26 protein-coding genes are annotated in these 22,799 nt (G+C 67.3%); 11 read left to right on the forward strand and 15 right to left on the reverse strand.

Annotation, left to right across the window (positions count from 1 at the left end):
* Positions 1–2: 2 nt before the first annotated feature.
* Both D0B54_RS16510 and D0B54_RS16515 read right to left on the reverse strand, forming a co-directional pair.
* Positions 3–914 carry a metal-dependent hydrolase gene (locus D0B54_RS16510; RefSeq protein ID WP_117292368.1) on the reverse strand — a complete coding sequence of 304 codons (912 nt, stop codon included), beginning with the start codon at positions 912–914 and terminating at the stop codon, positions 3–5.
* 3 nt (positions 915–917) lie between these two features.
* On the reverse strand, positions 918–1,808 hold the full coding sequence (locus tag D0B54_RS16515) for an alpha/beta fold hydrolase (RefSeq protein WP_117292369.1): 891 nt from the start codon (positions 1,806–1,808) through the stop codon (positions 918–920).
* Positions 1,809–1,974: 166 nt separating this feature from the next.
* Here D0B54_RS16515 and D0B54_RS16520 point away from each other — a divergent pair, with 166 nt between their 5' ends.
* The 7 genes from D0B54_RS16520 to D0B54_RS16550 all read left to right on the forward strand — a co-directional run bounded on the left by D0B54_RS16520 (position 1,975) and on the right by D0B54_RS16550 (position 8,501).
* Positions 1,975–2,463, forward strand: coding sequence for a winged helix-turn-helix transcriptional regulator (locus D0B54_RS16520; protein ID WP_117292370.1), 489 nt, complete (start codon positions 1,975–1,977; stop codon positions 2,461–2,463).
* 297 nt (positions 2,464–2,760) lie between these two features.
* Positions 2,761–3,534: an SDR family NAD(P)-dependent oxidoreductase gene (locus tag D0B54_RS16525; protein ID WP_117292371.1), complete on the forward strand. Its 774-nt coding sequence runs from the start codon at positions 2,761–2,763 to the stop codon at positions 3,532–3,534.
* Positions 3,534–4,172, forward strand: a complete 639-nt coding sequence (locus D0B54_RS16530; protein ID WP_117292372.1) for an SDR family oxidoreductase — start codon at positions 3,534–3,536, stop codon at positions 4,170–4,172. Before D0B54_RS16525 ends, D0B54_RS16530 begins: the two co-directional genes overlap by 1 nt.
* Positions 4,173–4,179: 7 nt before the next feature.
* Complete coding sequence (locus tag D0B54_RS16535) at positions 4,180–4,854, forward strand: glutathione S-transferase family protein (protein ID WP_117295316.1); 675 nt, start codon at positions 4,180–4,182, stop codon at positions 4,852–4,854.
* Between the two features lie 16 nt (positions 4,855–4,870).
* Positions 4,871–7,174: a molybdopterin oxidoreductase family protein gene (locus D0B54_RS16540; RefSeq protein ID WP_117292373.1), complete on the forward strand. Its 2,304-nt coding sequence runs from the start codon at positions 4,871–4,873 to the stop codon at positions 7,172–7,174.
* On the forward strand, positions 7,171–7,911 hold the full coding sequence (locus D0B54_RS16545; protein ID WP_117292374.1) for an SDR family oxidoreductase: 741 nt from the start codon (positions 7,171–7,173) through the stop codon (positions 7,909–7,911). The genes D0B54_RS16540 and D0B54_RS16545 overlap by 4 nt, the downstream gene beginning before the upstream one ends.
* Positions 7,911–8,501 carry a 2-hydroxychromene-2-carboxylate isomerase gene (locus tag D0B54_RS16550; RefSeq protein WP_205527154.1) on the forward strand — a complete coding sequence of 197 codons (591 nt, stop codon included), beginning with the start codon at positions 7,911–7,913 and terminating at the stop codon, positions 8,499–8,501. The genes D0B54_RS16545 and D0B54_RS16550 overlap by 1 nt, the downstream gene beginning before the upstream one ends.
* Before the next feature lie 335 nt (positions 8,502–8,836).
* On the opposite strand, the gene D0B54_RS16555 is transcribed toward D0B54_RS16550, so the two are convergent.
* The 3 genes from D0B54_RS16555 to D0B54_RS16565 form a co-directional block, all read right to left on the reverse strand.
* Positions 8,837–9,604 carry an outer membrane lipoprotein-sorting protein gene (locus D0B54_RS16555; RefSeq protein WP_117292376.1) on the reverse strand — a complete coding sequence of 256 codons (768 nt, stop codon included), beginning with the start codon at positions 9,602–9,604 and terminating at the stop codon, positions 8,837–8,839.
* Between the two features lie 154 nt (positions 9,605–9,758).
* Positions 9,759–10,613, reverse strand: a complete 855-nt coding sequence (locus D0B54_RS16560) for an SDR family NAD(P)-dependent oxidoreductase (protein WP_117292377.1) — start codon at positions 10,611–10,613, stop codon at positions 9,759–9,761.
* A gap of 7 nt (positions 10,614–10,620) precedes the next feature.
* Positions 10,621–11,829, reverse strand: a complete 1,209-nt coding sequence (locus tag D0B54_RS16565; RefSeq protein WP_117292378.1) for an acyl-CoA dehydrogenase family protein — start codon at positions 11,827–11,829, stop codon at positions 10,621–10,623.
* A 138-nt stretch (positions 11,830–11,967) separates the two neighbouring features.
* Between D0B54_RS16565 and D0B54_RS16570 the strand changes: the two genes are divergently transcribed.
* Positions 11,968–14,103 carry a putative bifunctional diguanylate cyclase/phosphodiesterase gene (locus D0B54_RS16570; protein WP_117292379.1) on the forward strand — a complete coding sequence of 712 codons (2,136 nt, stop codon included), beginning with the start codon at positions 11,968–11,970 and terminating at the stop codon, positions 14,101–14,103.
* Positions 14,104–14,106: 3 nt separating this feature from the next.
* Here D0B54_RS16570 and D0B54_RS16575 read toward each other — a convergent pair whose 3' ends face one another.
* From D0B54_RS16575 to D0B54_RS16590, 4 genes are all read right to left on the reverse strand, one after another.
* The gene (locus D0B54_RS16575; protein ID WP_117292380.1) at positions 14,107–15,174 is read right to left on the reverse strand and encodes an NADH:flavin oxidoreductase/NADH oxidase; all 1,068 of its coding nucleotides are present in this window, start codon (positions 15,172–15,174) and stop codon (positions 14,107–14,109) included.
* 68 nt (positions 15,175–15,242) lie between these two features.
* Entirely contained in the window at positions 15,243–15,806 is a 564-nt protein-coding gene (locus tag D0B54_RS16580) for an acyl carrier protein phosphodiesterase (RefSeq protein ID WP_162932486.1), read from the reverse strand.
* A gap of 4 nt (positions 15,807–15,810) precedes the next feature.
* On the reverse strand, positions 15,811–16,065 hold the full coding sequence (locus D0B54_RS16585) for a hypothetical protein (protein WP_117292382.1): 255 nt from the start codon (positions 16,063–16,065) through the stop codon (positions 15,811–15,813).
* 21 nt (positions 16,066–16,086) lie between these two features.
* Entirely contained in the window at positions 16,087–16,284 is a 198-nt protein-coding gene (locus tag D0B54_RS16590) for a hypothetical protein (protein ID WP_117292383.1), read from the reverse strand.
* Positions 16,285–16,432: 148 nt separating this feature from the next.
* Between D0B54_RS16590 and D0B54_RS16595 the strand changes: the two genes are divergently transcribed.
* The gene (locus D0B54_RS16595; protein ID WP_117292384.1) at positions 16,433–16,816 is read left to right on the forward strand and encodes a hypothetical protein; all 384 of its coding nucleotides are present in this window, start codon (positions 16,433–16,435) and stop codon (positions 16,814–16,816) included.
* Between the two features lie 6 nt (positions 16,817–16,822).
* Here D0B54_RS16595 and D0B54_RS16600 read toward each other — a convergent pair whose 3' ends face one another.
* Together D0B54_RS16600 and D0B54_RS16605 are read right to left on the reverse strand one after the other, a co-directional pair.
* Positions 16,823–17,803 carry an enoyl-CoA hydratase/isomerase family protein gene (locus D0B54_RS16600; RefSeq protein ID WP_117292385.1) on the reverse strand — a complete coding sequence of 327 codons (981 nt, stop codon included), beginning with the start codon at positions 17,801–17,803 and terminating at the stop codon, positions 16,823–16,825.
* Positions 17,800–18,423, reverse strand: coding sequence for a TetR/AcrR family transcriptional regulator (locus tag D0B54_RS16605; RefSeq protein WP_117292386.1), 624 nt, complete (start codon positions 18,421–18,423; stop codon positions 17,800–17,802). The genes D0B54_RS16600 and D0B54_RS16605 overlap by 4 nt, the downstream gene beginning before the upstream one ends.
* A gap of 56 nt (positions 18,424–18,479) precedes the next feature.
* On the opposite strand from D0B54_RS16605, the gene D0B54_RS16610 reads away from it, so the two are divergent.
* Both D0B54_RS16610 and D0B54_RS16615 read left to right on the forward strand, forming a co-directional pair.
* Positions 18,480–18,950 carry a VOC family protein gene (locus D0B54_RS16610; RefSeq protein ID WP_117292387.1) on the forward strand — a complete coding sequence of 157 codons (471 nt, stop codon included), beginning with the start codon at positions 18,480–18,482 and terminating at the stop codon, positions 18,948–18,950.
* On the forward strand, positions 18,947–19,345 hold the full coding sequence (locus tag D0B54_RS16615; protein WP_117292388.1) for a cupin domain-containing protein: 399 nt from the start codon (positions 18,947–18,949) through the stop codon (positions 19,343–19,345). The genes D0B54_RS16610 and D0B54_RS16615 overlap by 4 nt, the downstream gene beginning before the upstream one ends.
* 103 nt (positions 19,346–19,448) lie before the next feature.
* Here D0B54_RS16615 and D0B54_RS16620 read toward each other — a convergent pair whose 3' ends face one another.
* The 4 genes from D0B54_RS16620 to D0B54_RS16635 form a co-directional block, all read right to left on the reverse strand.
* Positions 19,449–19,994: a nuclear transport factor 2 family protein gene (locus tag D0B54_RS16620; protein WP_117292389.1), complete on the reverse strand. Its 546-nt coding sequence runs from the start codon at positions 19,992–19,994 to the stop codon at positions 19,449–19,451.
* Positions 19,994–20,686, reverse strand: coding sequence for an SDR family NAD(P)-dependent oxidoreductase (locus tag D0B54_RS16625; protein WP_117292390.1), 693 nt, complete (start codon positions 20,684–20,686; stop codon positions 19,994–19,996). The genes D0B54_RS16620 and D0B54_RS16625 overlap by 1 nt, the downstream gene beginning before the upstream one ends.
* Positions 20,687–20,933: 247 nt before the next feature.
* Positions 20,934–21,890, reverse strand: coding sequence for a hypothetical protein (locus tag D0B54_RS16630; protein WP_117292391.1), 957 nt, complete (start codon positions 21,888–21,890; stop codon positions 20,934–20,936).
* Positions 21,883–22,644 (reverse strand): SDR family NAD(P)-dependent oxidoreductase, encoded by a 762-nt coding sequence (locus tag D0B54_RS16635; protein WP_117292392.1) that lies wholly within the window; start codon positions 22,642–22,644, stop codon positions 21,883–21,885. The genes D0B54_RS16630 and D0B54_RS16635 overlap by 8 nt, the downstream gene beginning before the upstream one ends.
* Positions 22,645–22,799 lie beyond the last annotated feature (155 nt).

Raw genomic sequence — 22,799 nt, forward strand, 5'->3', positions numbered from 1 at the left:
GCTCAGGCGCGAGCCGCCGCGAGCACGCCGGGCGAAGCCGCGATATAGCTCAGTGCCTGCTCGGTGGAGGCTTCGTTGATCGGGTGATAGCCCGGCTTGACGAAGCGCAGGGCATGGCGCGCAAACCAGCCCGGTGCCGGTGTATTGCCACGCTCCGCGCCGCGGTTCCAGGCGCGCCAGAAAGCAGGGCGCAGCAGGCTGGCGTCGCCACGATCGAAGCTCGGGTCCTGTCGCATCAATTGCACCAGGCCTGCGCCCATGCGCTGCACCAGCGTCGGCATCACGATCGCCATCAGCAAGGTACGCAGCGGCCAGCGGCCGCCGAGATGACGGTAGAGATCGTAGGCCACCGTGCGGTGCTCGATCTCCTCGGCGCCATGCCAGCGGAACAGGTCGGCGACCACGGGATCGGCGCCATCGCGCTCCCAGCTTTGCGCCTCCAGCACGAAGGTGCCCAGCGATGCCGTGAAATGCTCGATGGCCGCCACCGCGCCGACGCGTATCACCAGCCACTGGTGCTGCAGCGGCTTCGGGACCTTGCGCCCGTAGGGCTCGCGGGCCAGCCACTGGTCGAACAGCAGGGCGTTGTGCCGCTCGAACTCGCCACCGTCGACGCCCAGACGCTTGAGGTAGCCTTCGATCGAATCGTGGTGGGCGCGGCTGTGGATGGCTTCCTGCCTGATGAAGGCCTGCACGTCGGCCCGCAGCCTGTCGTCGGTGACCAGGGGCAGGGCCTCGCGGAACACGCGGCAGAAAAACTTTTCGCCGGAGGTCAGCAGGTAGCTGAACTCGTTGATGGCATGGCTGGAGAACGCATCGTCGCGGATCCAGTGCAGCGGCGCCTCGTCCCAGTCGAACTTCACGTTGCGGGGAATGATGGCGGAAGCAACGGCGGTGTTGCGGGCAGCGGACATGGCTCAGGCGCTCTCGATGGAATGGACGAACGTGGAAATGCCGTCGGCGACGGCCTGCGGCTGGGTCAGCGGCCACCAGTGGCCGGCATCGAACTCGCGGCGCTGCAGCTGCGGCGCAATCGCTTCCAGGCCCTCGTACATTTCGCGGGGGACGAAGGGATCTCGGCGCATCACCAGCAGCTGCACCGGCACTTCGGTGCGGCGCTGCTGCGGGCGCAACAGCGGCTGCAGCAGGTTGGCGCGGTACAGACCCAGGCCCTGCACGCCATCCGCGGTCTGGCGATCATGGCGGGCCACGTCGACACCTTCGAGGCCCGACACCAGCCGGTGCCAGACGCGGCCCAGCCCCAGCTTCCAGGTCACTTCCGGCAGCAGCGGCAGCTGGAAAGCCACCATGTAGGACGAACCCAGCGCGCGCCGCAGGGCCTGCGCCAGATTGCGCGGCGTCGGCTGCCGCAGGCGCTGCTGGAACCAGTCGCCGACATGGTCCAGCCCCGGTGCCGCGGTGGAGAACGAGGCGACGCGGCCTTCGAGCCGGCCCGACAGCAGCGCCTCCCAGCCCTGCAGCGAACCCCAGTCGAAGGCCACCAGGTGCACCGGCCGCTGCGGGCTCACCGCCTCGATCACCGCCAGCAGATCGGCGGTGAGATGCTCGAAGCCGTAGCCCGCCGTGTCCCGCGGCGTGCTGGAGCGGCCGGCGCCGCGCACGTCGTAGGCCACCACATGGAAGTGCTCCGCGAGGCGCTCGGCGAGTTGCGCCCAGACCTCGGCGTTGTCGGGATAGCCATGCACCAGCACCAGCGTCGGCCGCGGCCGCTGCTTCGTCGGGGACCGGCCCCAGGTGTAGACGGCGATGCGCACATCGTCCGAGGTGACAAGCTGTGCAGGGATCATGTGACACTCCATAGTGACATCAATAAATGTCACGGTCATTGTTGGTTCTAATTTGGAACTTAGTCATTAGCCCTCCTGCCAATGGCCGGAGCCTCCACGGCCAATCCCTCATTTCGTTAGGGCCTGTCCGTTCCCGAAAAGAACCCGGCCCGATATACTGGGCGCCATGAAATGGAGTGAAGTCGGCGGTCTGTCCTGCTCGGTGGCGCGCACCGCCTCGGTGATCGGCGACCGCTGGACGATCCTGATCCTGCGCAACGCCTTCCTGCGCATCCGCCGCTTCGAGGACTTCCAGTCCAATCTCGGCATCACCCGCCATCTGCTCGCCGGCCGCCTCAAGCGCCTGGTCGACGAGGGCATTCTTGCCCGCGTCGCCTATCAGGAATCGCCGCCGCGCTACGAATATCGCCTGACGTCCAAGGGCAAGCTGCTCTACCCGGTGCTGATCGCGATGGCGACCTGGGGGGACAGCTTCATGGACGGCGGCAAGGGCGCGCCGGTGCTGTACCAGCACAAGTCCTGCGGCAAGATCGTGACGCCGCAACTCGCCTGCCCCGAATGCGGCGGGGCGATGCACGCGCATGAGGTCACCGCCCTGCCCGGCCCCGGCCTGAAACTGGCCGACGCCGTCGGCCGCAAGAAGCGCAGCGCCTAGCGGCTCAGTGTCCCCTCGCCCGCTTGCGGGAGAGGGTGCCCGGAGGGCGGGAGAGGGTTTCTGTAAATCTCCCCTTAGCTAGTCCAGGCCAGCGTTACAGAAACCCTCTCCTCGGCAACTGCTCCATGCGTTGCCCTACCTCGGGGATCCATCCCCTCGCCTACCCCTCTCCCGCAAGCGGGAGAGGGGACTGGTTACAGCCATTGACCCAACTGCATACCGCCACTGGCGCTCAGTGCATTGACAAGTTCCAATTTGGAACCTAGTGTCCGCCCACACTCCCAACCCGGCCTCGCGATGACCTCTCCCGGACCCGCCAGCGGTAATCCGCCCGCACGCCATGCGCTGGTCGTCGGCGTCGGCGGCCGCATCGGCATCGGCGCGGCCGTCGCGCGGCGCTTCGCCGCGGAGGGCCTGCACGTACACATGGCGGGCCGCACCCAGGCCAAGCTCGACGAGGTGGTGGCGGATATCCGCGCCGCCGGCGGCCGGGCCAGCGCCATCGTCAACCGCCTCGGCGGCGAGGAAGAGATCGCTGCCTTGTTCGCGGCATTGCCCGCCGAGGGCGCGCTGGAAGCCGTGGTCCACAACGCCGCCTTCAAGAACGTGCCGCGCCGCTTCCTGACCACGCCGCCGCAGTTCATCGAGGACAACTGGCGCATCAGCGGCATCGCCGGCCTGCTGGTCGGCCAGGCCGCGCTGCGTCGCATGCAGCCGCAGGGGCGCGGCACGCTGATCGTCACCGGCGCCACGGCCTCGTTGCGCGGCCGCCCCGCATTCGCGGCATTCGCCTCGGCCAAGGCCGCGCTGCGCAGCTGGACGCTGGCGCTGGCGCATGAGGCCGAGCCGCTGGGCCTGCACGTCGCCCACGCGGTGATCGACGGCGTCGTCGCCGGCGACCGCGTCAAGGAAACCGGCTTCGGCCTCGGCAAGCTCTGGATCTTCTCCAAGGGCGAGAACGGTGCCCTGCTGCCGGACCAGATCGCCGAGAACTACTGGCAGTTGCACCGCCAACCGCGCGGCGCCTGGACGCGGGAACTGGACCTGCGCCCCTACAAGGAGAAATTCTGATGGCCGCGCGCCCCTGCGCAGTGATCTTCGGCGCCGGCGACAGCGGCAGCGCCGCGGCAGCGATCGCCGCGCGCCTCGCGGACGAGGGCCTGCCGCTGCACCTCGCCGGCACCCATGCCGCCGGCCTCAAGGCCGCCGCGACCGCCCTGCGCCCCTCCGGCCAGGCAGTGACCATTGCCACGCTGGACCCGGCGGATGCCACCCAGGTCGCCAGCCTGTTCCAGCGCATCGCCGACGCCGGCCAGCAGCCTTCGCTGGTCGTGCACGCGCCGGGCGCCCAGTCCACCGGCACCCCGGCGCTGCAGACCTCGCTGGCCGAAGCCGAGGCACTGTGGCGGCGCATCTGCTACGCCGGCGCCCTGATCGGCCAGGCCGCGATGCCGCGCTTGCTGGAGGCAGGCCAGGGCACACTGCTGTTGCTGGCCCCCGCCGCCAGCGGTGCCGCCGTCGCGGCCGCCTCCGCCGGCCTGCGCGCACTGTCGCAGTCGATGGCGCGTGAGTTCGGGCCGCAGGGCCTCCACGTCGCCCAATTGATGCTGGCAGAGGGCGTGCAGCCCGAGGCCGTCGCCGAAACCTGCTGGTGGCTGCACCGCCAGCACCGCACCACCTGGACGCAGGAACTCGACCTGCTGCCTTGAGATGAATATGAACACGATCGTTCTGCACCAGTGGGAAATCTCGCCGTTCTGCCGCAAGGTCGCGCGCTCGCTGGACCACAAGGGCCTGGACTACGAGGTGGTCAACTACAACGGCCTGAAGGCGATGTTCGCCGCGCGCCTGTCGCCGGTCGGCAAACTGCCGGTAATCGACATCGACGGACAGCGGGTCCAGGACAGCACCCGCATCGCCCGCTATCTCGACCAGCACTTTCCCGAACCGCCGCTCTACCCCGCCGACCCGCAGCAGCGCGCGCAGGCCGAGCTCTGGGAGGACTACGCCGACGAGCTGCTGTACTGGTACGAGGTCTACCTGCGCGTCAACGATCCCGATGCCCTGGACCAGGCGGTGTCGCTCAGCATGGTGGGGCGCCCGGCGGTCGAACGCCTGCCGGTGAAGCTGAGCCTGCGCACGATGCTGCGCATCAGCCTCGCGGGCCAGGGCCTGGGCCGCATGAAGCGCGAGGATGTGCAGGCCGAATTCCTGCGTCAGCTGGACCGCATCGAGACCCTGCTGCCGCTTGACGGCTGGCTGGTCGGCGACAGCAAGACCATCGCCGATATCGCGGTAGGATCGCAGTTGCTGGAGGTGGTGCGTACCAGTCCGCTGCGTAGCGAGATCGAGCGGCGGCCGCGGCTGTGGGCCTGGCTGCAGCGCATCTGACACCGGGAGCACGCGCATGAGCACGACGCCGGAACCGTGGAAGAAGACCGCCTGCATTCTCTGCGCAGTGAACTGCGGCCTGGAGGTACAGACCGAAGGCCGGCGCATCGTGAAGATCCGCGGCGACGACGCCCATCCCGCGTCGCAGGGCTATGTCTGCGAGAAGTCGCAGCGCATGGACTACTACCAGAACGGCGCCGATCGCCTCGATTCACCGATGCGCCGCCGCGCCGACGGCAGCTACGAGGCGATCGACTGGGATACCGCGGTGCGCGAGATCGCGCAGAAGTTCAAGGCGATCAAGGCGCAGCATGGCGGCGAGAGCATCCTGTACTACGGCGGCGGCGGCCAGGGCAATCACCTGGGCGGCGCCTACGCCGACAGCTTTCTCAAGGCGATCGGCAACCAGTACCGCTCCAACGCGCTGGCGCAGGAGAAGACCGGCGAATTCTGGGTGCAGGGAAAGATGCTCGGCACCGGCGTGCATGGCGACTACGAGCACTGCGAGGTCGCGGTCTTCATCGGCAAGAATCCCTGGCAGTCGCATGGCTTCGCCCGCGCCCGCGTTCTGCTGCGCGAGATCGAGAAGGACCCCCAGCGCACGCTGATCGTGATCGACCCGCGCCGCAGCGAGACCGCGGAGATGGCCGACCATCATCTCGCCATCCGCCCCGGCACCGACGCCTGGTGCCTCGCCGCCCTGGCCGGCATCCTGGTGCAGGAGGACCTGGTCGCGCATGCCTGGCTGGAGCAGCACGGCAGCGGCTACGCCGAGATCGTACCGGCGCTCAAGGCGATCCCGGTTGCCGGGTTCGCCGGCATCTGCGGTGTCGACGAAGCGCTGCTGCGCCAGGTCGCGCGGCGCATCGCCAGCGCCAAGAGTGTCTCGGTCTACGAGGACCTGGGCATGCAGATGAGCCTGCATTCCACGCTCGGCAGCTACCTGCAGCGCCTGCTGTGGCTGCTCACCGGCCACTACGGCCGTCCGGGCACCAGCAATGCCATCGTGCCGCTGCTGTCGCTGTCCAAGGCCAGTAAGGGCGAGACCGGTGTCAGCGCCAAGCCCGTGAAGCGCGTCGAGAAGCGCAGCCCGGTGGCCAACGCCAAGATCATCATCGGCCTGATCCCCTGCAACGTCATCCCCGAGGAAATCCTCACCGATCACCCCAAGCGCTACCGCGCGATGCTGGTCCACAGCGGCAACCCGGTGCACTCGCTGGCCGACAGCCAGCGCATGCGCCAGGCGATGCGCGCGCTGGAACTGAGCGTGGTGGTCGACGTGGCGATGACCGAAACCGCGCGCGAGGCCGACTACGTGCTGCCGGCCAGCAGCCAGTTCGAGAAGGCCGAGGCCACCTTCTTCAACCTGGAGTTCCCGCGCAACGTCTTCCACCTGCGCCAGCCGCTGTTCGAGCCCCTGCCGGGCACGCTGCCGGAGGCGGAAATCTACGCGCGTCTGGTCGAGGCCCTGGGTGAATTGTCCGAGCGCGACTATGCGCCGCTGAAGCGCGCGCTGCGGCTGGGCCGCACCGCCTTCGCCCTGGCCTTCTTCGCCCAGGTCGCGCGCAAGCCCAAGACCATGAAGTACGCGCCGCTGATCCTCTACCGCACGCTGGGCCCGAGCCTGCCCCAGGGCATGGACTCCGCCGCAGCGCTGTGGGGCGTGGCGCAGCTCTACGTGCAGGGCAACCGCAAGGCCGCCGCGCGCGCCGGCTTCGGCGGCCTGCCGCCCTTCGCCGGCGAGAAACTGTTCCGTGCGATCCTCGGCGGCGCCTCCGGCGTGGTCTACGCCGACAGCGAGCATGCCGACAGCTGGCGCGCGGTCAGCCACCCGGATCACCGCATCAACCTGCACATTCCCGAGATGCTGGCGGAGCTGGAGAAGCTCGCGCAGCAGCCGCTGGCGCAGGACCGCGACTATCCCTATGTGCTGTCGGCCGGCGAACGCCGCAGCGACACCAGCAATACGGCCGTACGCAGCAGCGCCTGGCACCGCCGCGGGCGCTACGGCACGCTGCGCATCAGCCCGCAGGATGCCGCGGCGCTGGGCTGCGCCGACGGCGAGGTCCTGCGCCTCAGCACGCGCCGCGCCAGCGTCGAGGTGGCCGCCGAAATCACGCCGATGATGCAGCCTGGGCATATCTCCCTGCCCAACGGCCAGGGCCTGGACTACCGGGGCGCCGACGGCCAGGTGACGCGCAAGGGCATCGCGCCCAATGAACTGACCGACGGCAGCCAGCGCGACTTTCTCGCCGGCACGCCCTGGCACAAGCACGTGCCCGCAAGACTGGAACGCATTCCCACGGAGGTCGCTGCATGAGCACGAATCCTGACAACCGCGTCGCCCTGGTGATCGGTGCCGGCGACGGCAACGGCGCCGCCATCGCCCGGCGCTTCGCACGCGAGGGCTACATCGCCTGCGTGGTACGCCGCACCGCCGACAAGCTGCAGCCGCTGGTGGCGCAGATCGTCGCCGGCGGCGGACGCGCGCATGCCTTCGGCACTGACGCGCGCAAGGAAGAGGACGTGACGGCGCTGTTCGAGCAGATCGAACGCGACATCGGGCCGGTGGAGGTGCTGGTGTTCAACGTCGGCGCCAACGTGCCCTCGTCGATCCTCGACGAGACCGCGCGCAAGTATTTCAAGATCTGGGAGATGGCCTGCCTCGCCGGCTTCCTCAGCGGACGCGAGGCCGCGAAGCGCATGGTCGCCCGCGGCCGCGGCACGATCCTGTTCACCGGCGCCACCGCCAGCACGCGCGGTGCCGCCGGCTTCGCCGCCTTCGCCGGCGCCAAGCACGCGCTGCGCGCGCTGGCGCAGAGCATGGCGCGCGAGCTGGGCCCCAGGGGCGTGCACGTCGGCCACATCGTGATCGACGGCATGGTCGACACCGACTTCATCCGCGACAACTTCCCCAAGGTCTATGCCGAACGCATGCCGAAGGAAGGCATCCTCAAGCCCGAGCACATCGCCGAGAGCTACTGGCAGCTGCACACGCAGCCGCGCGACGCCTGGACCTTCGAACTCGATCTGCGCCCCTACATGGAAACCTGGTGATGAAATCCGTCGACTTCTACTACGACTTCGGCAGCCCCACGGCCTACCTGGCCTGGACGCAGCTGGCACGCATCTGCGCGGACAAGAACGCGCAGCTGGTCTACAAGCCCTTCCTGCTGGGCGCGGTGTTCAAGGCCACTGGAAACCAGTCGCCAGTCATGATCCCGGCCAAGGCCAAGTTCATGTTCGCCGACCTCAAGCGCTGGGCGCAGCACTGGAACGTGCCGCTGACGCTGAACCCGCACTTCCCCTTCAATACCCTGGACTTCATGCGCGCCGCCGCCGGCGTGCAGTTGCACATGCCCGAGCGCTTCGAGGAATTCAACCGCGCGATCTACGAGGGGATGTGGGTACAGGCCAAGGACTTCAGCAAGCCGGCCGTGGTCGCCGAGGCCCTGGCCGCCGTCGGCTTCGATCCCGCAGCAGTGCTGGCACTGGCCGCCGACGATGCGGCCAAGGCGGCCCTGCGCGCCAACACCGACGAGGCCCTGGCGCGCGGCGCCTTCGGTGCGCCGACCTTCGTCGTCGACGGAGAACTTTACTGGGGGCAGGATCGGTTGTTCATGGTGGAAGCGGCGCTGGCGGCTTAGCGAGACCGCCACCGCCATGGATGGCGGCGCCGCGTTCTCCCTCTCCCGCCGGCGGGAGAGGGTTGGGGTGAGGGTGGAGCCCTCAATCGGAGGCGATGTGCGTAACCGCCGCTGCACCACCCTCACCCTCGATCCCTCTCCCGCCAGCGGGAGAGGGAAGAAAAGCCTTGACGCCATCCATGGCGAAACCTCACTTCCTGATTGGCCCCCTGGGCGGCCATCCATGGCCGCCCGTAATTCATCGCAGGCGATGCCATTTAGGCATCGCCAAAGCGCGATGAATCACCCGCCAGCGGGAGAGGGAGGCAAGACGCGAGAATCTTCCAGCTCCGGACCTACCGCCCCAGATGGAACGAGTTCGGATCGAAGGGCTTGCCGCCCAGGTCCGCGTCGCTGGTCACGCCGGTGATGTGCAGCGTGGTGAAGGTGCCTTCCTTGAGATCGCGCATCTCCATGTCGGAGACGTACCAGAGCTTGCCGCTCTGCTTGAGGCCGGCGGGCGCCGTGGTGAGGCGCTTGACCGCGGTGCCGCCGTTGAAGAATTCGGCCTTGAGCGCGACACAGGTCTTCTGGTCCACCCAGATCTTCACCTGGCTGTAGGGGGCCTTGTCGCCGGCGGGCTTGAGCGAAACGACATCGGTGGCGCGGCCGTCGATCTTCTCCGGTGCCTCCAGCGTGCCGGCGGCGCCGGTGAAGGCGTTCTGGATCAGCTTGACCTCGACGTAGGAGAAGTCGGTGCCCAGCAGCGAACCATTGGCGAAGTTGCCGGTGACATGGCGCACGCGGTTCACCGCCGGCAGGAAGACGTACATGTCGTCCTCGCGCTGGCCGGTCTCGCGCACCAGGTAGGCAGCGCCGGCGACGTTGACCGGCTCGGCCACGCGCAGCATCACGCGGACCAGGCCCTCTTCACGCTTGGCGTAGACCTTGCCGCGCAGGCTGCGCACGCCACCGCTGCGATCGGTGGCGTCGAGCTGGATTTCCTGGATACGCAGGGTCTGCGGAATGTTCGACTTCATGCAGTCGAACACCTCGCGGGCGTCCTTGGCCTGAACCGGAAGACTCAGGGCCAGGCCCATCGCCAATAGGAATCCGTACTTCATCGCACACCTCCCCAGGGTTTCCGGGTCTTGGTTATGTTGCACTGCAACATTCTACCCGAACCGGTTTTATTACGTCTGCTTACCTTCGCACCCGGCACGGGGAGCCGGAATACCCCGTTAGGGTTAGCTCCGAGGGAGGATTCAGCGAACGGATTCAGCTGCGGTAGTAGTCCGGTCGCCCGGCCGTCCACAGCTCGCCCCAGAGCTTGCCGCCGCCGTCCACGGTCAGCACTTCGCCGGTGATGAAGCTGCCGGAGGAGGCGCTGAGGTAGATGCAGGCTTCGGCAATCTCCATCGGCGTGCCCGGCCGCTTGAGCGGGTTGGCCAGCGGGAATTCCTTCTGCGCCTCGGGCGGGTAGACCTCCAGGCCCTCGGTCGCCGTGAGGCCCGGCGCGACACAGTTGACGCGGATGCCCAGCGGCGCCCACTCCACCGCCACCGTGCTGGAGGCGCCGATGATGCCGGCACGCGCCGCCACGGTATGGGCCACGCCCGGCATGCCGCGCTCGGTCACCACCACGATGTTGACGATGGAACCCGGAGTCTTCACGTCGCGCCAGTACTGCGCGGCGCGCTGCATCATGTACCAGCTGCCGTTGAGGTTGTTGTTGATCACCGCCGCCCAGCCCTTGGGGGCGTAGTCGATGGCGTTCTGCGGGAACTGGCCGCCGGCGTTGTTGACGACGTAGTCCAGCCGGCCATGCTCGGCGTGGATGCGCTGGTACAGCGCGTCCACCTGCTCCGGCTCGCGCACGTTGGTCGGCACCACCAGCACGGTGCCGCCCTTCTCCCGCACGAAGGCCGCGACCTTCTCCAGCTTCTCGGCGGTGCGGCCGCAGATCACCAGGGTGGCGCCCAGGCGCGCGAACAGCAGCGCCACGGCGCGGCCGATGCCGCTGCCGCCGCCCGAGACCAGGGCGACCTTGCCCCTGAACAGATCGGAGCGGTAGACCGTCTCGCTGTTCCAGAGGGTTTCGGGGTTGTTGAGGGCTTCGACGTCGATGTTCATGCCGGGATCAGCTCTTCAGCAGTTCCTGCGCGATGATGATCTTGCGCACTTCCGTCGTACCGGCACCGATCTCCAGCAACTTGATCGAGCGGTACAGGCGGTTGATCTCGGACTCCCAGATGTAGCCGCTGCCGCCGTGGATCTGCACCGCGTGGTTCAGCACCTTGTTGAGCGTCTCGGCGGTGTACATCACGCCGGCGGCGGTGAGCTTGTGGATGTCGCCGCGGCCGCCCTCGCCCTCGCCGACGGTGTTGGCGGCGCGCAGCACCTGATAGGTGTAGAGGCGCATGGACTCGACCCAGACGTACATCTCGGCCAGCATCGACTGCACCATCTGGAAGTTGGCGATGGGCTGGCCGAACTGCTTGCGCTGGCGCGCATAGTCCAGCGACAGCGCCAGGGCGCGTTCGGCGATGCCGAGGTTGATCGGCGAGATCATGGAGCGCTCCAGGTCCAGGCCGGACATGACCACGCGCACGCCCTTGTTCTCCTGGCCCACCAGGTTGGCGGCCGGCACCTTGCACTCCTCGAACACCAGTTCGGCGGTCTGCGAGCCGCGGAAGCCCATCTTGATCAGCTTCTGCGCGACCTTGAAACCGGGGAAATCCTTCTCGACGATGAAGGCGGAGATGCCCTGCGCGCCCTTCTCCTTGTCGGTCTTGGCGTAGACCAGCAGCACGTCGGCCACCGGGCCGTTGGTGATGAAGATCTTGCTGCCATTGAGGTAATAGAAGTCGCCCTCGCGGCGCGCGGTGGTGCGCATCGAGCCCAGGGCGTCGGAGCCGGCACCCGGCTCGGTCAGGCCCAGCGCGCCGATCAGCTTGCCGCTGTTCAGGCCCGGCAGGTACTTCTGGCGCTGCTCATCGTTGGCGTTGGCCAGGATGTTGTTCATGCACAGGTTCTCGTGCGCCACCCAGGCCAGGGCCAGGGCGTGGTTCCAGCGCGAAAAGCCCTGCAGGATCAGGCCGGAGGTGAACACGTCCATGCCCGAGCCGCCGTACTGCTCCGGGGCGGTGATGCCGAAATAGCCGGTGGCACCGATCTTGGGGAAGATCTCCGTGGGCCACCATTCCTCGTCGTCCATGCGCTGCGCCAGGGGGTACAGCTCGTTCTGGCCGAAACGGTCGGCCTGGGCCAGGATTTCCATTTCGTCGTGAGACAGGCCCGAAAAGGCCTGCAGGACGGAGGGGCGGTCGGTGCTGGTGCTGTCTGCCATGGGAGATTCCGTAGTTCTGGTGAGTCTGACTTACCAGCGAGATTATGAGCCCTGCAGGCTTGGGCGCTTCGCCCAATCGGGTGAGGCTCCCCGGACAGGGTGATTCGCCTTGGCCCGGCTTTTGCTGACACTGCCGTCATGCCTGAGTCACAGAAGCGCAGCAAGGCCAATGACGGCCCGGTGCCGGGACTGGATGGGGTAAAGCAGCGGGAGAGGCTGCTGACCACCCTGCTGTCGAATGTCGACGGCATGATCTACCGTTGCCGCAACGATGAACACTGGACCATGGAGTTCGTCAGCGAGGGCTGCCTGGCCCTGACCGGCTACCAGCCGCAGGAGCTGATACTGAACCGCGCGGTGTCCTTCGAGCAGCTGATGCACCCGGACGACCGCGAGCCGGTGCGCGCCGCGGTGGAAGCCGCCCTGCGCGAACGGCGCCGCTACGAGGTGGAGTACCGCATCGCCCACGCCGATGGCAGCAGCCGCTGGGTCTGGGAGCGCGGCGCCGGCAGCTTCGACGAGAACGGCCAGGTCGAATCGCTGGAGGGCATCATCCAGGACGTCACCGAACGCAAGCGCGCCGAGCAGTCGCTGGGCGAGGCCGAGCGCCGCTATCGCAGCATCTTCGAGAACGCCATCGAGGGCATCTTCCAGTCCTCGCCCGACGCCGGCTACGTCACCGTCAACCCCGCCCTGGCGCGCATGTACGGCTACGATTCGCCGGAGCAGCTGATCGGCCTGCTGCGCGATATCGACCGCCAGCTCTACGTCGAGCACGGCCGCCGCACGCAGTTCATGGCGGCGCTGGCGCGCGACGGCTCGGTGACCAACTTCGAGTCGCAGGTCTACCGCCGCGACGGCAGCGTCATGTGGATCTCCGAGAACGCCCGCGAGGTGCGCGACGCCGAGGGGCGCCTGATGATGTACGAGGGCACGGTGGAGGCGATCACCGAGCGCAAGCTGCACGACGCCGCGATGCGCTACCAGGCTACCCACGACGCCCTCACCGGCCTGCCCAACCGCCTGCTGCTGCAGGAGCGCCTGCAGCAGGCCCTGGCCTCGGCGCGCGAGCATGGGCACCAGGTGGCGGTGGCCTTCATCGACCTGGACCAGTTCAAGCTGATCAACGACAGCCTCGGCCACCACACCGGCGACGCCTTGCTGCGCACCATGGCGCAGCGCCTGCGCGCCTGCCTGCGCGACGGCGAACTGGTGGCACGCCAGAGCGGCGACGAGTTCGTGGTGCTGCTGGGGCGCACGCACCGCGGCGCCATCGCCTACCTCGCCGGCCTGATCCTGGACGCCATCTCGCAGCCCTGCGTGATCGGCGGGCGCGAGCTGCGCGTGACCTGCAGCATCGGCATCAGCCTCTGCCCCGGCGACGGCGAAGACGCCGCCTCCCTGCTGCGCCATGCCGACATGGCGATGTACCGCGCCAAGGAAGCCGGCCGCAACAACGTGCAGTACTACACCGCCGACATGCAGTCCGGCGTCGCCGGCCGCCTGGAGCTGCTGACGCGCCTGGGCCAGGCCATCGAGCGCAACGAGTTCCGCCTGCACTACCAGCCCAAGTTCGACCTGCGCAGCGGCCGCATCACGGGTGCCGAAGCGCTGATCCGCTGGGAATCGCCCGACGGCATGGTGATGCCGGAGGCCTTCATCCCGCTGGCGGAAGAGACCGGCCTGATCCTGTCGATCGGCCATTGGGTGCTGCGCGCCGCCTGCCTGCAGAACCGCGCCTGGCTCGACGCCGGCATCGGGCCGATCCCGGTATCGGTCAACCTGTCGCGACGCCAGATCGCCAATGGCGACATCGCCGCGTCGGTGGCCGCCGTACTCGCCGACACCGGCCTGCCGGCGGAACTGCTGGAACTGGAGGTGACCGAGAGCATGGTCATGCCCGACGCCGAGCAGGCCGCCATCACCCTGCAGCGGCTGCGCGCGCTGGGCGTGCGCCTGTCGATGGACGACTTCGGCACCGGTTATTCCAGCCTGAGCCAGCTCAAGCGCTTCCCGGTGCAGTCGCTGAAGATCGACCGCTCCTTCCTGCGCGAGGTCACCACCGACGCCGACTCCGCCGCCATCGTCAGGGCGATCATCTCGCTGGGCCACAACCTGGATTTGCGCGTGCTGGCCGAGGGTGTGGAGACTGCCGAGCAGCAGGCCTTCCTCGGCGCCAACGGCTGCGACGAACTGCAGGGCTTCTACCTGGCGCGGCCGATGCCCGCCGAGCGCTTCGGCGAGCTGATGCGCAGCCAGGCGATCAGCCCCTGAGGCCTACCAGGCCCTGCCGTACTGCTTCGGCGCAGCAACCTCCGCCCTGAGCGCCTTGGCCGCGTGATACGGCCAATAGGGATCGCGCAGCATCTGCCGCGCCAGCAGCACCATGTCGGCCTCGCCGTTGTGAACGATCTGCTGTGCCTGCGCGGGATCGACGATGCCGCCGACCGCAGCGGTGGCGATGCCCGCCTCGCGCCGGATGCGCGCCGCGAACGGCACCTGGAAACCCGGCCCCACCGGGATGCGCGCGGCCGTCGGCAGCGTGCCGCCGGAGGACACGTCGACCAGGTCCACCCCCAGGGGCTTGACCTGCCGCGCCAGTTCCACGCTCTGCTCGATGTCCCAGCCGCCCGACTCCGCCCAGTCGGTGGCGGAGATACGCAGCAGCAGCGGCAGGCGCTCCGGCCAGACCTCGCGGATCGCCGCCACCACCTCGCGCAGCAGGCGCGTGCGATTGTCGAGGCTACCGCCGTATTCATCCGTGCGCTGGTTGCTCAGCGGCGACAGGAAGGCGTGCAGCAGGTAGCCATGCGCAGCGTGGATTTCCACCATGCGGAAACCGGCCGCCAGCGCGCGCGCCGCGGCCGCGCGAAACCCCGCGACCACCGTGCGGATGCCCGCGGCGTCCAGTGCCTGCGGTGTCGCCGAGCCCTCCTCGAAGGCCAGCGCGCTGGGTCCGACGATGGGCGACCAGCCACCGTCCTGCGGCGCCAGCGGCTTGCCGCCCTGCCAGGGCAGATCGGTGCTGGCCTTGCGGCCGGCATGTGCCAGCTGGATCGCCGGCACCGCCCCGGCCTCTGCGATGAAACGCGCGATCGGCGCCCAGGCCTCGACGTGGCGGTCGTTCCAGATACCCGCATCCGCCGGCGAGATGCGCCCCTCCGGCAGCACTGCCGAGGCTTCGGCGATCACCAGGCCCGCACCGCCGATGGCACGGCTGCCCAGGTGCACCAGGTGCCAGTTCGTCGGCGCACCGTCCTGCGCGGAGTACTGGCACATCGGCGACACGGCGATACGGTTGCGCAGTTCCACTTCGCGCAGACGGAAGGATTCGAACAGCTTCACGGGGAACTTCTCCTGGCAGACGAGGCGACGATAGCAGCCGCGCAAGGCAACGCCGCCGTCGCAATGGACTATGCCGCCAGTTGCAGATCCCGCAACAGCGGCGGCAGCGCCCCGCGCAGGGCGGGCAGGGTCTCGCGCCAGCCGGCGGACGCGTCCAGCAAGGCCTCCGGCCGGCGCATGCGCTGCGCGGTGCGGCGGATCGCGCGGTCGATGCCCTGCGGCTCGGCATAGGACAGCAGCAGCTGCGCAAAATTCTGCGCGTCCGGCGCGCGCGCACCCGCCAGCGTGAACCACTCGCCGGCCTGCGCCACCGCGTTGGCGCTGCGCAGGCAGAAATCCGGCAGCGGTTCGCTGTCGTACTGTGCCCAGTCCAGCGCCAGCGCATGGTCGCAGACCAGATCGAACAGGATGCCGGCGTAGCGGCGCACGCCCTGCGGGTAGCCGGCGCGCAACGCGACGATCCGCGGATGACTGTCGGTCAGCACATCCACGCGCCGGTGCAGGCGGATACCGGCGGCGACGTCGTCCGGGTAGGCCGACAGGTCGGAGCCGCGCACGATATCGCCGAGGATCGCGCCCGCGAAAGACGTATTGCTGCGTTCGGCGAGCCAGAGGTGCGCGAGGAAGTTCATGCCTTCAGTCGCTGCCACCGCCACCGCTGTCGCCACCACCATCCCCGCCGCTGTCGCCACCGCCATTGCCGTCGGAACTGTCGGCGGACTCGGGGCGGCAGCCGCCACCCTCGTAGTCGCGCGGCGCGTAGGGGTTGGCGTAGCTGTCGGTGGGGTGGCTGGGATAGCTGCTGTCCTGGCTGGGCTGCGCCCTGCCCTGCAGCCAGCGCCCCGCGAAGTAGGCCAGTACCACGAACCCGAAGAAGAGCAGCACTGTCATGGATATCTCCTGCCTGCCCGCTCAGTCACCACCGCCACCGTCACCACCGTGTCCGTAGTCGTCACGGCTGCCGATGTAACCGTCATCGCTGCCGCCACGGCCGCCGTCCATACCATCATCGCGCCGCTTTTCACGCCGCCGGCGGAGCAGGGTTGCGTAAACAAGGTAAAGCACGGCCACTCCAGGCAGCAATGCAATGGCGATGAGAATCCGGTCCATTCCGTCTACTCCTTGGCAGGCTGGACGATTATGGCGAGCACGATGGCCGCTCACCAGCGACGACCCACCTGACAATCACGTCAGCTTGCGGTCAACCCCATGGATCGCGGATCGTTGTCGCCCTGCAAGGCATCTCATGAGACCCCGCATGACCATTCGCAAGATCTTCCGCCCGACTGCACTGCTCGCACTGCTGCTGCCCTTGGCCGCCATCGCCGCCGACGCGCCGCCGGTGCCCGCTGCGGCTGCCACGCCTGCTACGGCACCCGTGCCCGTCGCAGCGCCCCCGACCCTGCTGGGCGCCGCCGGCTATCCCGCGCACAGCTGCACCAAGCCGACCTTGCCTGCCGCTCCCACCGGCATCGGCGGCGAGGGTGAGGTGATGATGTACAACGCCCAGGTCCGCGCGTTCAACCAGCAGATCCAGGGCTACACCAAGTGCATCGGCGCCTACATGGACACCGCGAACGCGGACATCGAGCGCATCCAGGCACGGGTCAGCGCCGCGGTGGCGGAAGCCAACGCCCGCTAAGCTCCGTCAGCGGGACGACTCGATCGCGTCCACCAGCCCCCAGTCCTTTGCCGTGCGCGCGTCGATGCGCTTGCCGCCCAGCACCATGCAGGCGGTGCGCTGGCGGCCGATGCGGCGCGGCAGGCTGACGCAGCCGCCGGCACCGGGAATCAGCCCGAACTGCAGCTCGGGCAACTGGAACCAGGCGTCCGGCGCGGCAACGATGCGCCCGGCGAAGGCCGGGAACTCGATGCCGGAACCGATGCAGGCGCCATGCACGCGAGCCTCGGCGCGGTCGGCGCAGGCCGCGAGCAGGCGGCCGGGCACGGTCAGGCTGCGCACCGCGTGAGCGGTAGCCGGGTCCGGTGCGGTGCCGAACTCGTCCAGCTCGCCGCCGGTGCTGAAACACTTGCCGGCCCCGTCGATCCGGACCCTGCGAATGTCGTCGTCGGCCAGCGCCAGCTGCAGCGCTTCCACCAGCGCATCGCGCATCTCCACCGACATGCTGTTGCGGCGCGCGGGACGGTTGAGCGTCAGCCGCAGGGTGTCGGCCTCGCGTGCCAGCAGCACGGCGGGGCCCGTTTCCGCCGGCGGCACGGGCGGCGCCGGCCGCCCTTCCAGCCAGCGACGGAACTCGGCGCCACCCTGCAACGTGGCGTAGGCCAGCGATTCCATGGTCAGCGCGTCCGCCACCGGCAGCGATTCGCTGGCGCGCAGCAGCTGCACCAGCACGGTGGCCGCGACCGGGCTGCGGCGTACCCCGGCCAGCAGCGGCTGGGCCTCCTGCTCGTTCTGCACCACGACATCGCAGCTTGCCGCCAGCGGCGCGTCGGCCTCGCCGATGCCGATCACCGGACAAGGCAGCTGGCGCAGCCAGTCCGCGAGGCGCCGCTCGGCCGTGCCGCCCAGGCGCAGCAGCAGGCAGGGCTCGGCGAAGGGCGAATGACCGCTGGCCGTCGGCGGCAACATCGCCAGGCCCCGCAGCTCGTCGATACCGATGGCGTTCATGCGCGCTCCCTGGCCGCGGCGCAACCGCGCAGCCAGTCCTTCAGCAACTGTTTCGCAAAGGCGGCATCCAGCGGCGCATGCCCCAGCAGCAGGCGGAAGAACAGCGGACCGTAGAGCAGGTCCAGCGCGGCCTCCAGTTCCAGGTCGCGACGCAGCTCGCCGGCCGCGATGCCCTCCAGCAGCAGGCGGCGCCCTTCCTCGCGGCGCGCCAGCACGAAGTGGTTGCGGAAGGCCTTGGACAGCTCGGTGCCGCTGTCGGCGGCGGCGATCATCGTCGCGACGTTGCGTCCGGTGCGCGTGGCAAAGGTGTCCACCACCTCGGCGAGCTGCTGCTGCAGCGCCTGCGCCACGCTGCGCGCACGCCGCGCCGGACGCGCATCCGGCTGCACCTCCATCAGCGCCGCCATCGACACCGCGTGCCGGTCCGGCCACCAGCGGTAGACCGTGGGCTTGCCCACACCCGCGCGCGCCGCCACCGCTTCCATGGTCACCGCCGCCGGTCCGCCCTGCTCCATCAGCTCGCGCGCGGCACGCAGGATCGCGACACGCGTCTGCGGGTTGCGCGGACGGCCGCGGGCGGCGGGGACAGCGGTCTGGGCGGACTTGACAGGGGCGGTCATTTACAGAACGATACGTAACGTAATTGTTTCAACCAGTGTAGCCCCGGAGCCCGCCGATGAAAACCGCCAACCCGATCCCGGAGCCCGGCAACGCGCTGACGCCCCACCTGATCCTGCGCGACGCCGCGCACGCCATCGCCTGGTACGTCGACGTGCTGGGCGCGGTGGAGGACTTCCGCCTGACCGAGCCCGGCGGCAAGGTCGGCCATGCGGAGCTCAAGCTGGGCGGCGGCCGCCTGATGCTGGCCGACGAATACCCGGACTTCGGCGCGCTCAGCCCCGGCAGCATCGGCGGCACGCCGGTCAGGCTGCACCTCTACGTGGCCGACGTGGACACGGTCGTGGCCCGCGCCGAGGCCGCCGGCGCCACCCTGCTGCGCCCGGTGCAGGACGAGTTCTATGGCGACCGCACGGCGATGCTGGTGGACCCTTTCGGCCACCTGTGGCAACTGGCCTCGCGCCGCGAGGAAGTGAGCCCCGAGCAGATGCAGCGGCGCTGGTCCGCGATGCTGCAGGGCGCGCAATGAGCGGCTACGGGCCGTTTCGCGCGCAGGAGATGTTCCTGCACCTGCGCGACGATGGCGGCGCAACGCCGCTGCCGGTGACGCCGGCGTTCTGGGAGAAGCTCGGCAGCGGGCAGATGCCGGAACTGGAGCAGGGTCGCCTGATTTCCACCTATACCTTCGCCGAAAACTGGGCGGTGTGGGAGCGGCACCCGGCCGGCGACGAAATGGTCCTGCTGCTGTCGGGCGCGGCGGAATTCCTGCTGGAACTGCCCGGCGGCCTGCAAAGCGTCGCCGTGACCGAGCCCGGCAGCTACCTGCGGGTGCCGGCCGGCATCTGGCATACCGCGCGCACCCAAGTGGCGACGACGATGATGTTCCTCACGCCGGGCGCGGGCACGGAGCATCGGGCGGTCTAGGCCGTAGCCCCGTAGCCCGGTTTCGCGCAGCGAAGCCGGGGGACGCAGTTCAGGGCGTCCCCGGCTTGCCTTCGGCAAACCGGGCTACGGGTGAAACCCCCGTCTAGCGCTCCCCACGCTTCAGCAGCGAGAAGAACTTGTACGACGGATCGCCAGCTCCCGGCTCGCCGATGTAGGCGCCGTGCAGGAAGGGATGGTCCAGCCGCACCTTGCTCGGATGCGCCGGGTAGCACCAGTCCGCCACGATCGAGCGGTGGCTGAACTTCCACATCCCCGCGCGCTGCTCGTACTTGTCGAAGTAGCGCCCGCCGATCAGCACGTCGAACAGCTCGCCCTCGTGCTTCACCTGGTGGAAGGCCAGGATGTAGACCTCACCCTCCGCCTTGTCGCCATCCAGCTTCAGGTTCACCGTGGTGACGTTGTGGTGCAGGATCGCCATCGGCTTCTGGATTTCCGGCAGCTTGTCGATGAACTCCATCGCCGGGCCGCGCGCGAAGTGGCCGTGATCGTCGATCGCATCCTCGTGGTACAGCGTGCGCATCTTGGCGTGATCGTGCCGGTCCGCCGCATTGCAGTAGGCGTTGATCAGCTCGGTGATGGCCTGCTTGTCCAGCAGCTCGCGCAGCTGTGCTTCCAGTGCGGCGTCCATCAGCTGAGCCCCACCACGGGCAGCGCCGCACCATGCACCGCGCGCGCAGCATCGGAGCAGAGGAACAGGATCACGCTGGCCAGGTCCTGCGGTGCCACCCACTTCGAAGGGTCGGCGTCGGGCATCGCCGCGCGGTTGGGCGGCGTGTCGATGATGCTGGGCAGCACGCAGTTGACGTTGACACCCTGCTCGCGCAGCTCGGCGGACATCGCCTCGGTCATGCGGATCACGGCGCTCTTGGAGACGCTGTAGGCGCCCATCAGCGCCGCGCCCTTCTGGCCGGCCCCGGCACCGACGTTGACGATGCTGCCGCGGCCCTGGGCGATCATGCCGGGCACCACCGCCTGCACCATGTTGAGCAGGGTCAGCGCGTTGATGTCCCACATCTTCTTCCACTCCGCCGCCGGGGTGCTGTGCACCGGCGTGCCCATGCTGAAGCCGCCGGCGATGTTGCACAGCGCATCGACGCGGCCGGCCTGCTGCACCGCCTGCGCGGCGGAGTCGGCGTCCGTGAGATTGGCGGCCAGCAGCCTGCGGCGCGGATCGCTGCCGGGGTAGGCCTTCTGCAGCCCTTCGAGCTGCAGGTCCACCAGCGCCAGCGTCGCGCCAGCGGAATAAAAGGCCTCGGCCACCGCGCGGCCGAGACTGCCGGCGGCGCCGGTGATCATCACTGTCCTGCCTTGCATGCTCATGGCGATCCCACATCATTGATGAGAGAACGCTAACACGAGGGCCCTGGCGAAAACCCATCTGTATGGGTGAAATTCACCCCACCTTATACAAGGGGACGGCGGCAATCCATTCGGGCGCCCAGAGCATCCTCCAGCTTTAACGATGCCCCCGGAAACCGGCAAGGCGCAATACGCCCTAGACAGATGGAACAGGCTGCTCCGCGCTAGTTGCCGGCTTCGAGCCCATCGGCTCTATTCTCTTCGCCCCCTACACTCCAAGTAAGTTAACTTTACGGTCATGGAATACTTTCAGAACAATGAACACAAGTTGGGACAGCAGAACATGAGCCGCTAGATAGCCCATCGAAATACCGGCAGAAAAGATACTCGCTACGCTCTCTTGGAACTCTTGAATTGTCAAAGGTTGCCCACTGCACATGACGATCGCGGTGGATCGGCTGCGCTGTAGATAATCGGATACACGACCGATGACATGGAATAAATCCGGATCCCAGCCGCTTAGGAAAGGAACAGAGCCCAGAATCAGGAAGCTTACGATCACCCCAATGATTACCGGCACGTCGATCAACCAGAGTTGCTGCTTTAAATAATCTCTATTGAGACCCAACTTTGGAATCAGCTTGACAAGTTCCGGTCTCGCGACACACGCATCGTAAGCCCTGCTCATCCCCTTGAGCGTCAGTATGTCAGCGACCAAAAAAGCCAGAAACATCCCACAGACACAAAGGTCGTGCAACAAAGCCCTGCTGTGCAAGACGTGCAGGCTGCACGCATCCGTTTGGGCTTTGTCTTGTCGGAAGAAGAGTAGCGATAGCAGCACGATGGATATCCCATACACCGTCAGCTCGAGAATAATTTTTGCCGCTCTTATTTGCGATGCTCCAGCAGTTATTTTTGCGATGGACATCATGCTGTCTAGATCTTCGCGATAGCCACTTGTCGCTGATATGACTGTCGCCAGACTTGCGAACAGCATGGCATACACAAAGTTGATGCCATGGAACGGAAACTTTGGCACAACTACCCAGTTGCGAACCGCATACGAACTATCGGAGTGTACCAAGTACATATAAATGAAGAAGACAAGAACTCCCCAAATCAGGGGACGGAACGCCTTGAGGTAGTGCAGGGTCAACTGAAGCACCCTTTGAAACCCATGGTGATCCGGCTTATCCATACCAGTAGCGCCGTCGTTATCAGCCATTGGTTGGATCCAAAATTTCCGGATCAATCGAATTTCTGGAGAAAATCGAATCCCCAAAGAAACTCTGGGAATACTTCCAATATTGAATTTCACTTCCGTTGACCTGGATGCCCATAGTTGTGGCCATGTCGATGGCATAGGCAGCCAATCCATTAACCGGAACCCAATCGTCATAGGTGCCAGTAGGTTTAATCCGCCGTTCGGTCTCTGTCTGCAGAGTCGCCACGGCAATCGCATTGATGGCGATACCGAACCGGGCATTTTCATTTGCAAGGGTCTGTACCGCACTCAGCAGGGCGAGCTTGCTCATATTGAAAGGCCCCATGAAAGGATATGCTGCCTCCTGCGTATGCGAGGTGAAGGCAACCAACCGTCCACTGCGCTGCCTCCGCATACGCGGCAAAACGGCCTTTGCTGCTCCAAGGAAAGTAAGGCTATTCGCGGCAAAGACAGCAGCGACTGTCGCCAGAGTCGTGCGATGCAAAGGAGCTGTTGCTGGAAAAGCCCCCGCACAATGCAACAACCCTATGTTGTCACAGGGAATTTTATCCAACGACTCCGCCAATTTTCTGGCACCTGCATCCTCGCTTAAGTCCACCCCTGTCAAGCAGGTCACTTTTGGCCATGGAACATCAAGAGAACGACTCCTCGTAGTCGCAATGATGCAATCAACGTCCGATCGGTTCGCCGCTGCAGACAGTACGATCCGGCCAAGTTCTCCAGCTGCACCGGTGATAATCAAGCAAGTGCTCATCTTTGGCGCCCCATAATTTGACTCCAGTCGACCATTGACCAACGAAGAAAATGTCCGCGCCTATAAATGGCTGCCTCCACGGAACGATTCGCTCGGAGTTCCGAGGCGAGTCGTTCGGACAAACGAAACTCGGTGCCCTGTCGGACAAATCCCAG

Source organism: Solimonas sp. K1W22B-7 (genome assembly GCF_003428335.1).
GTDB lineage: Bacteria > Pseudomonadota > Gammaproteobacteria > Nevskiales > Nevskiaceae > Solimonas_A.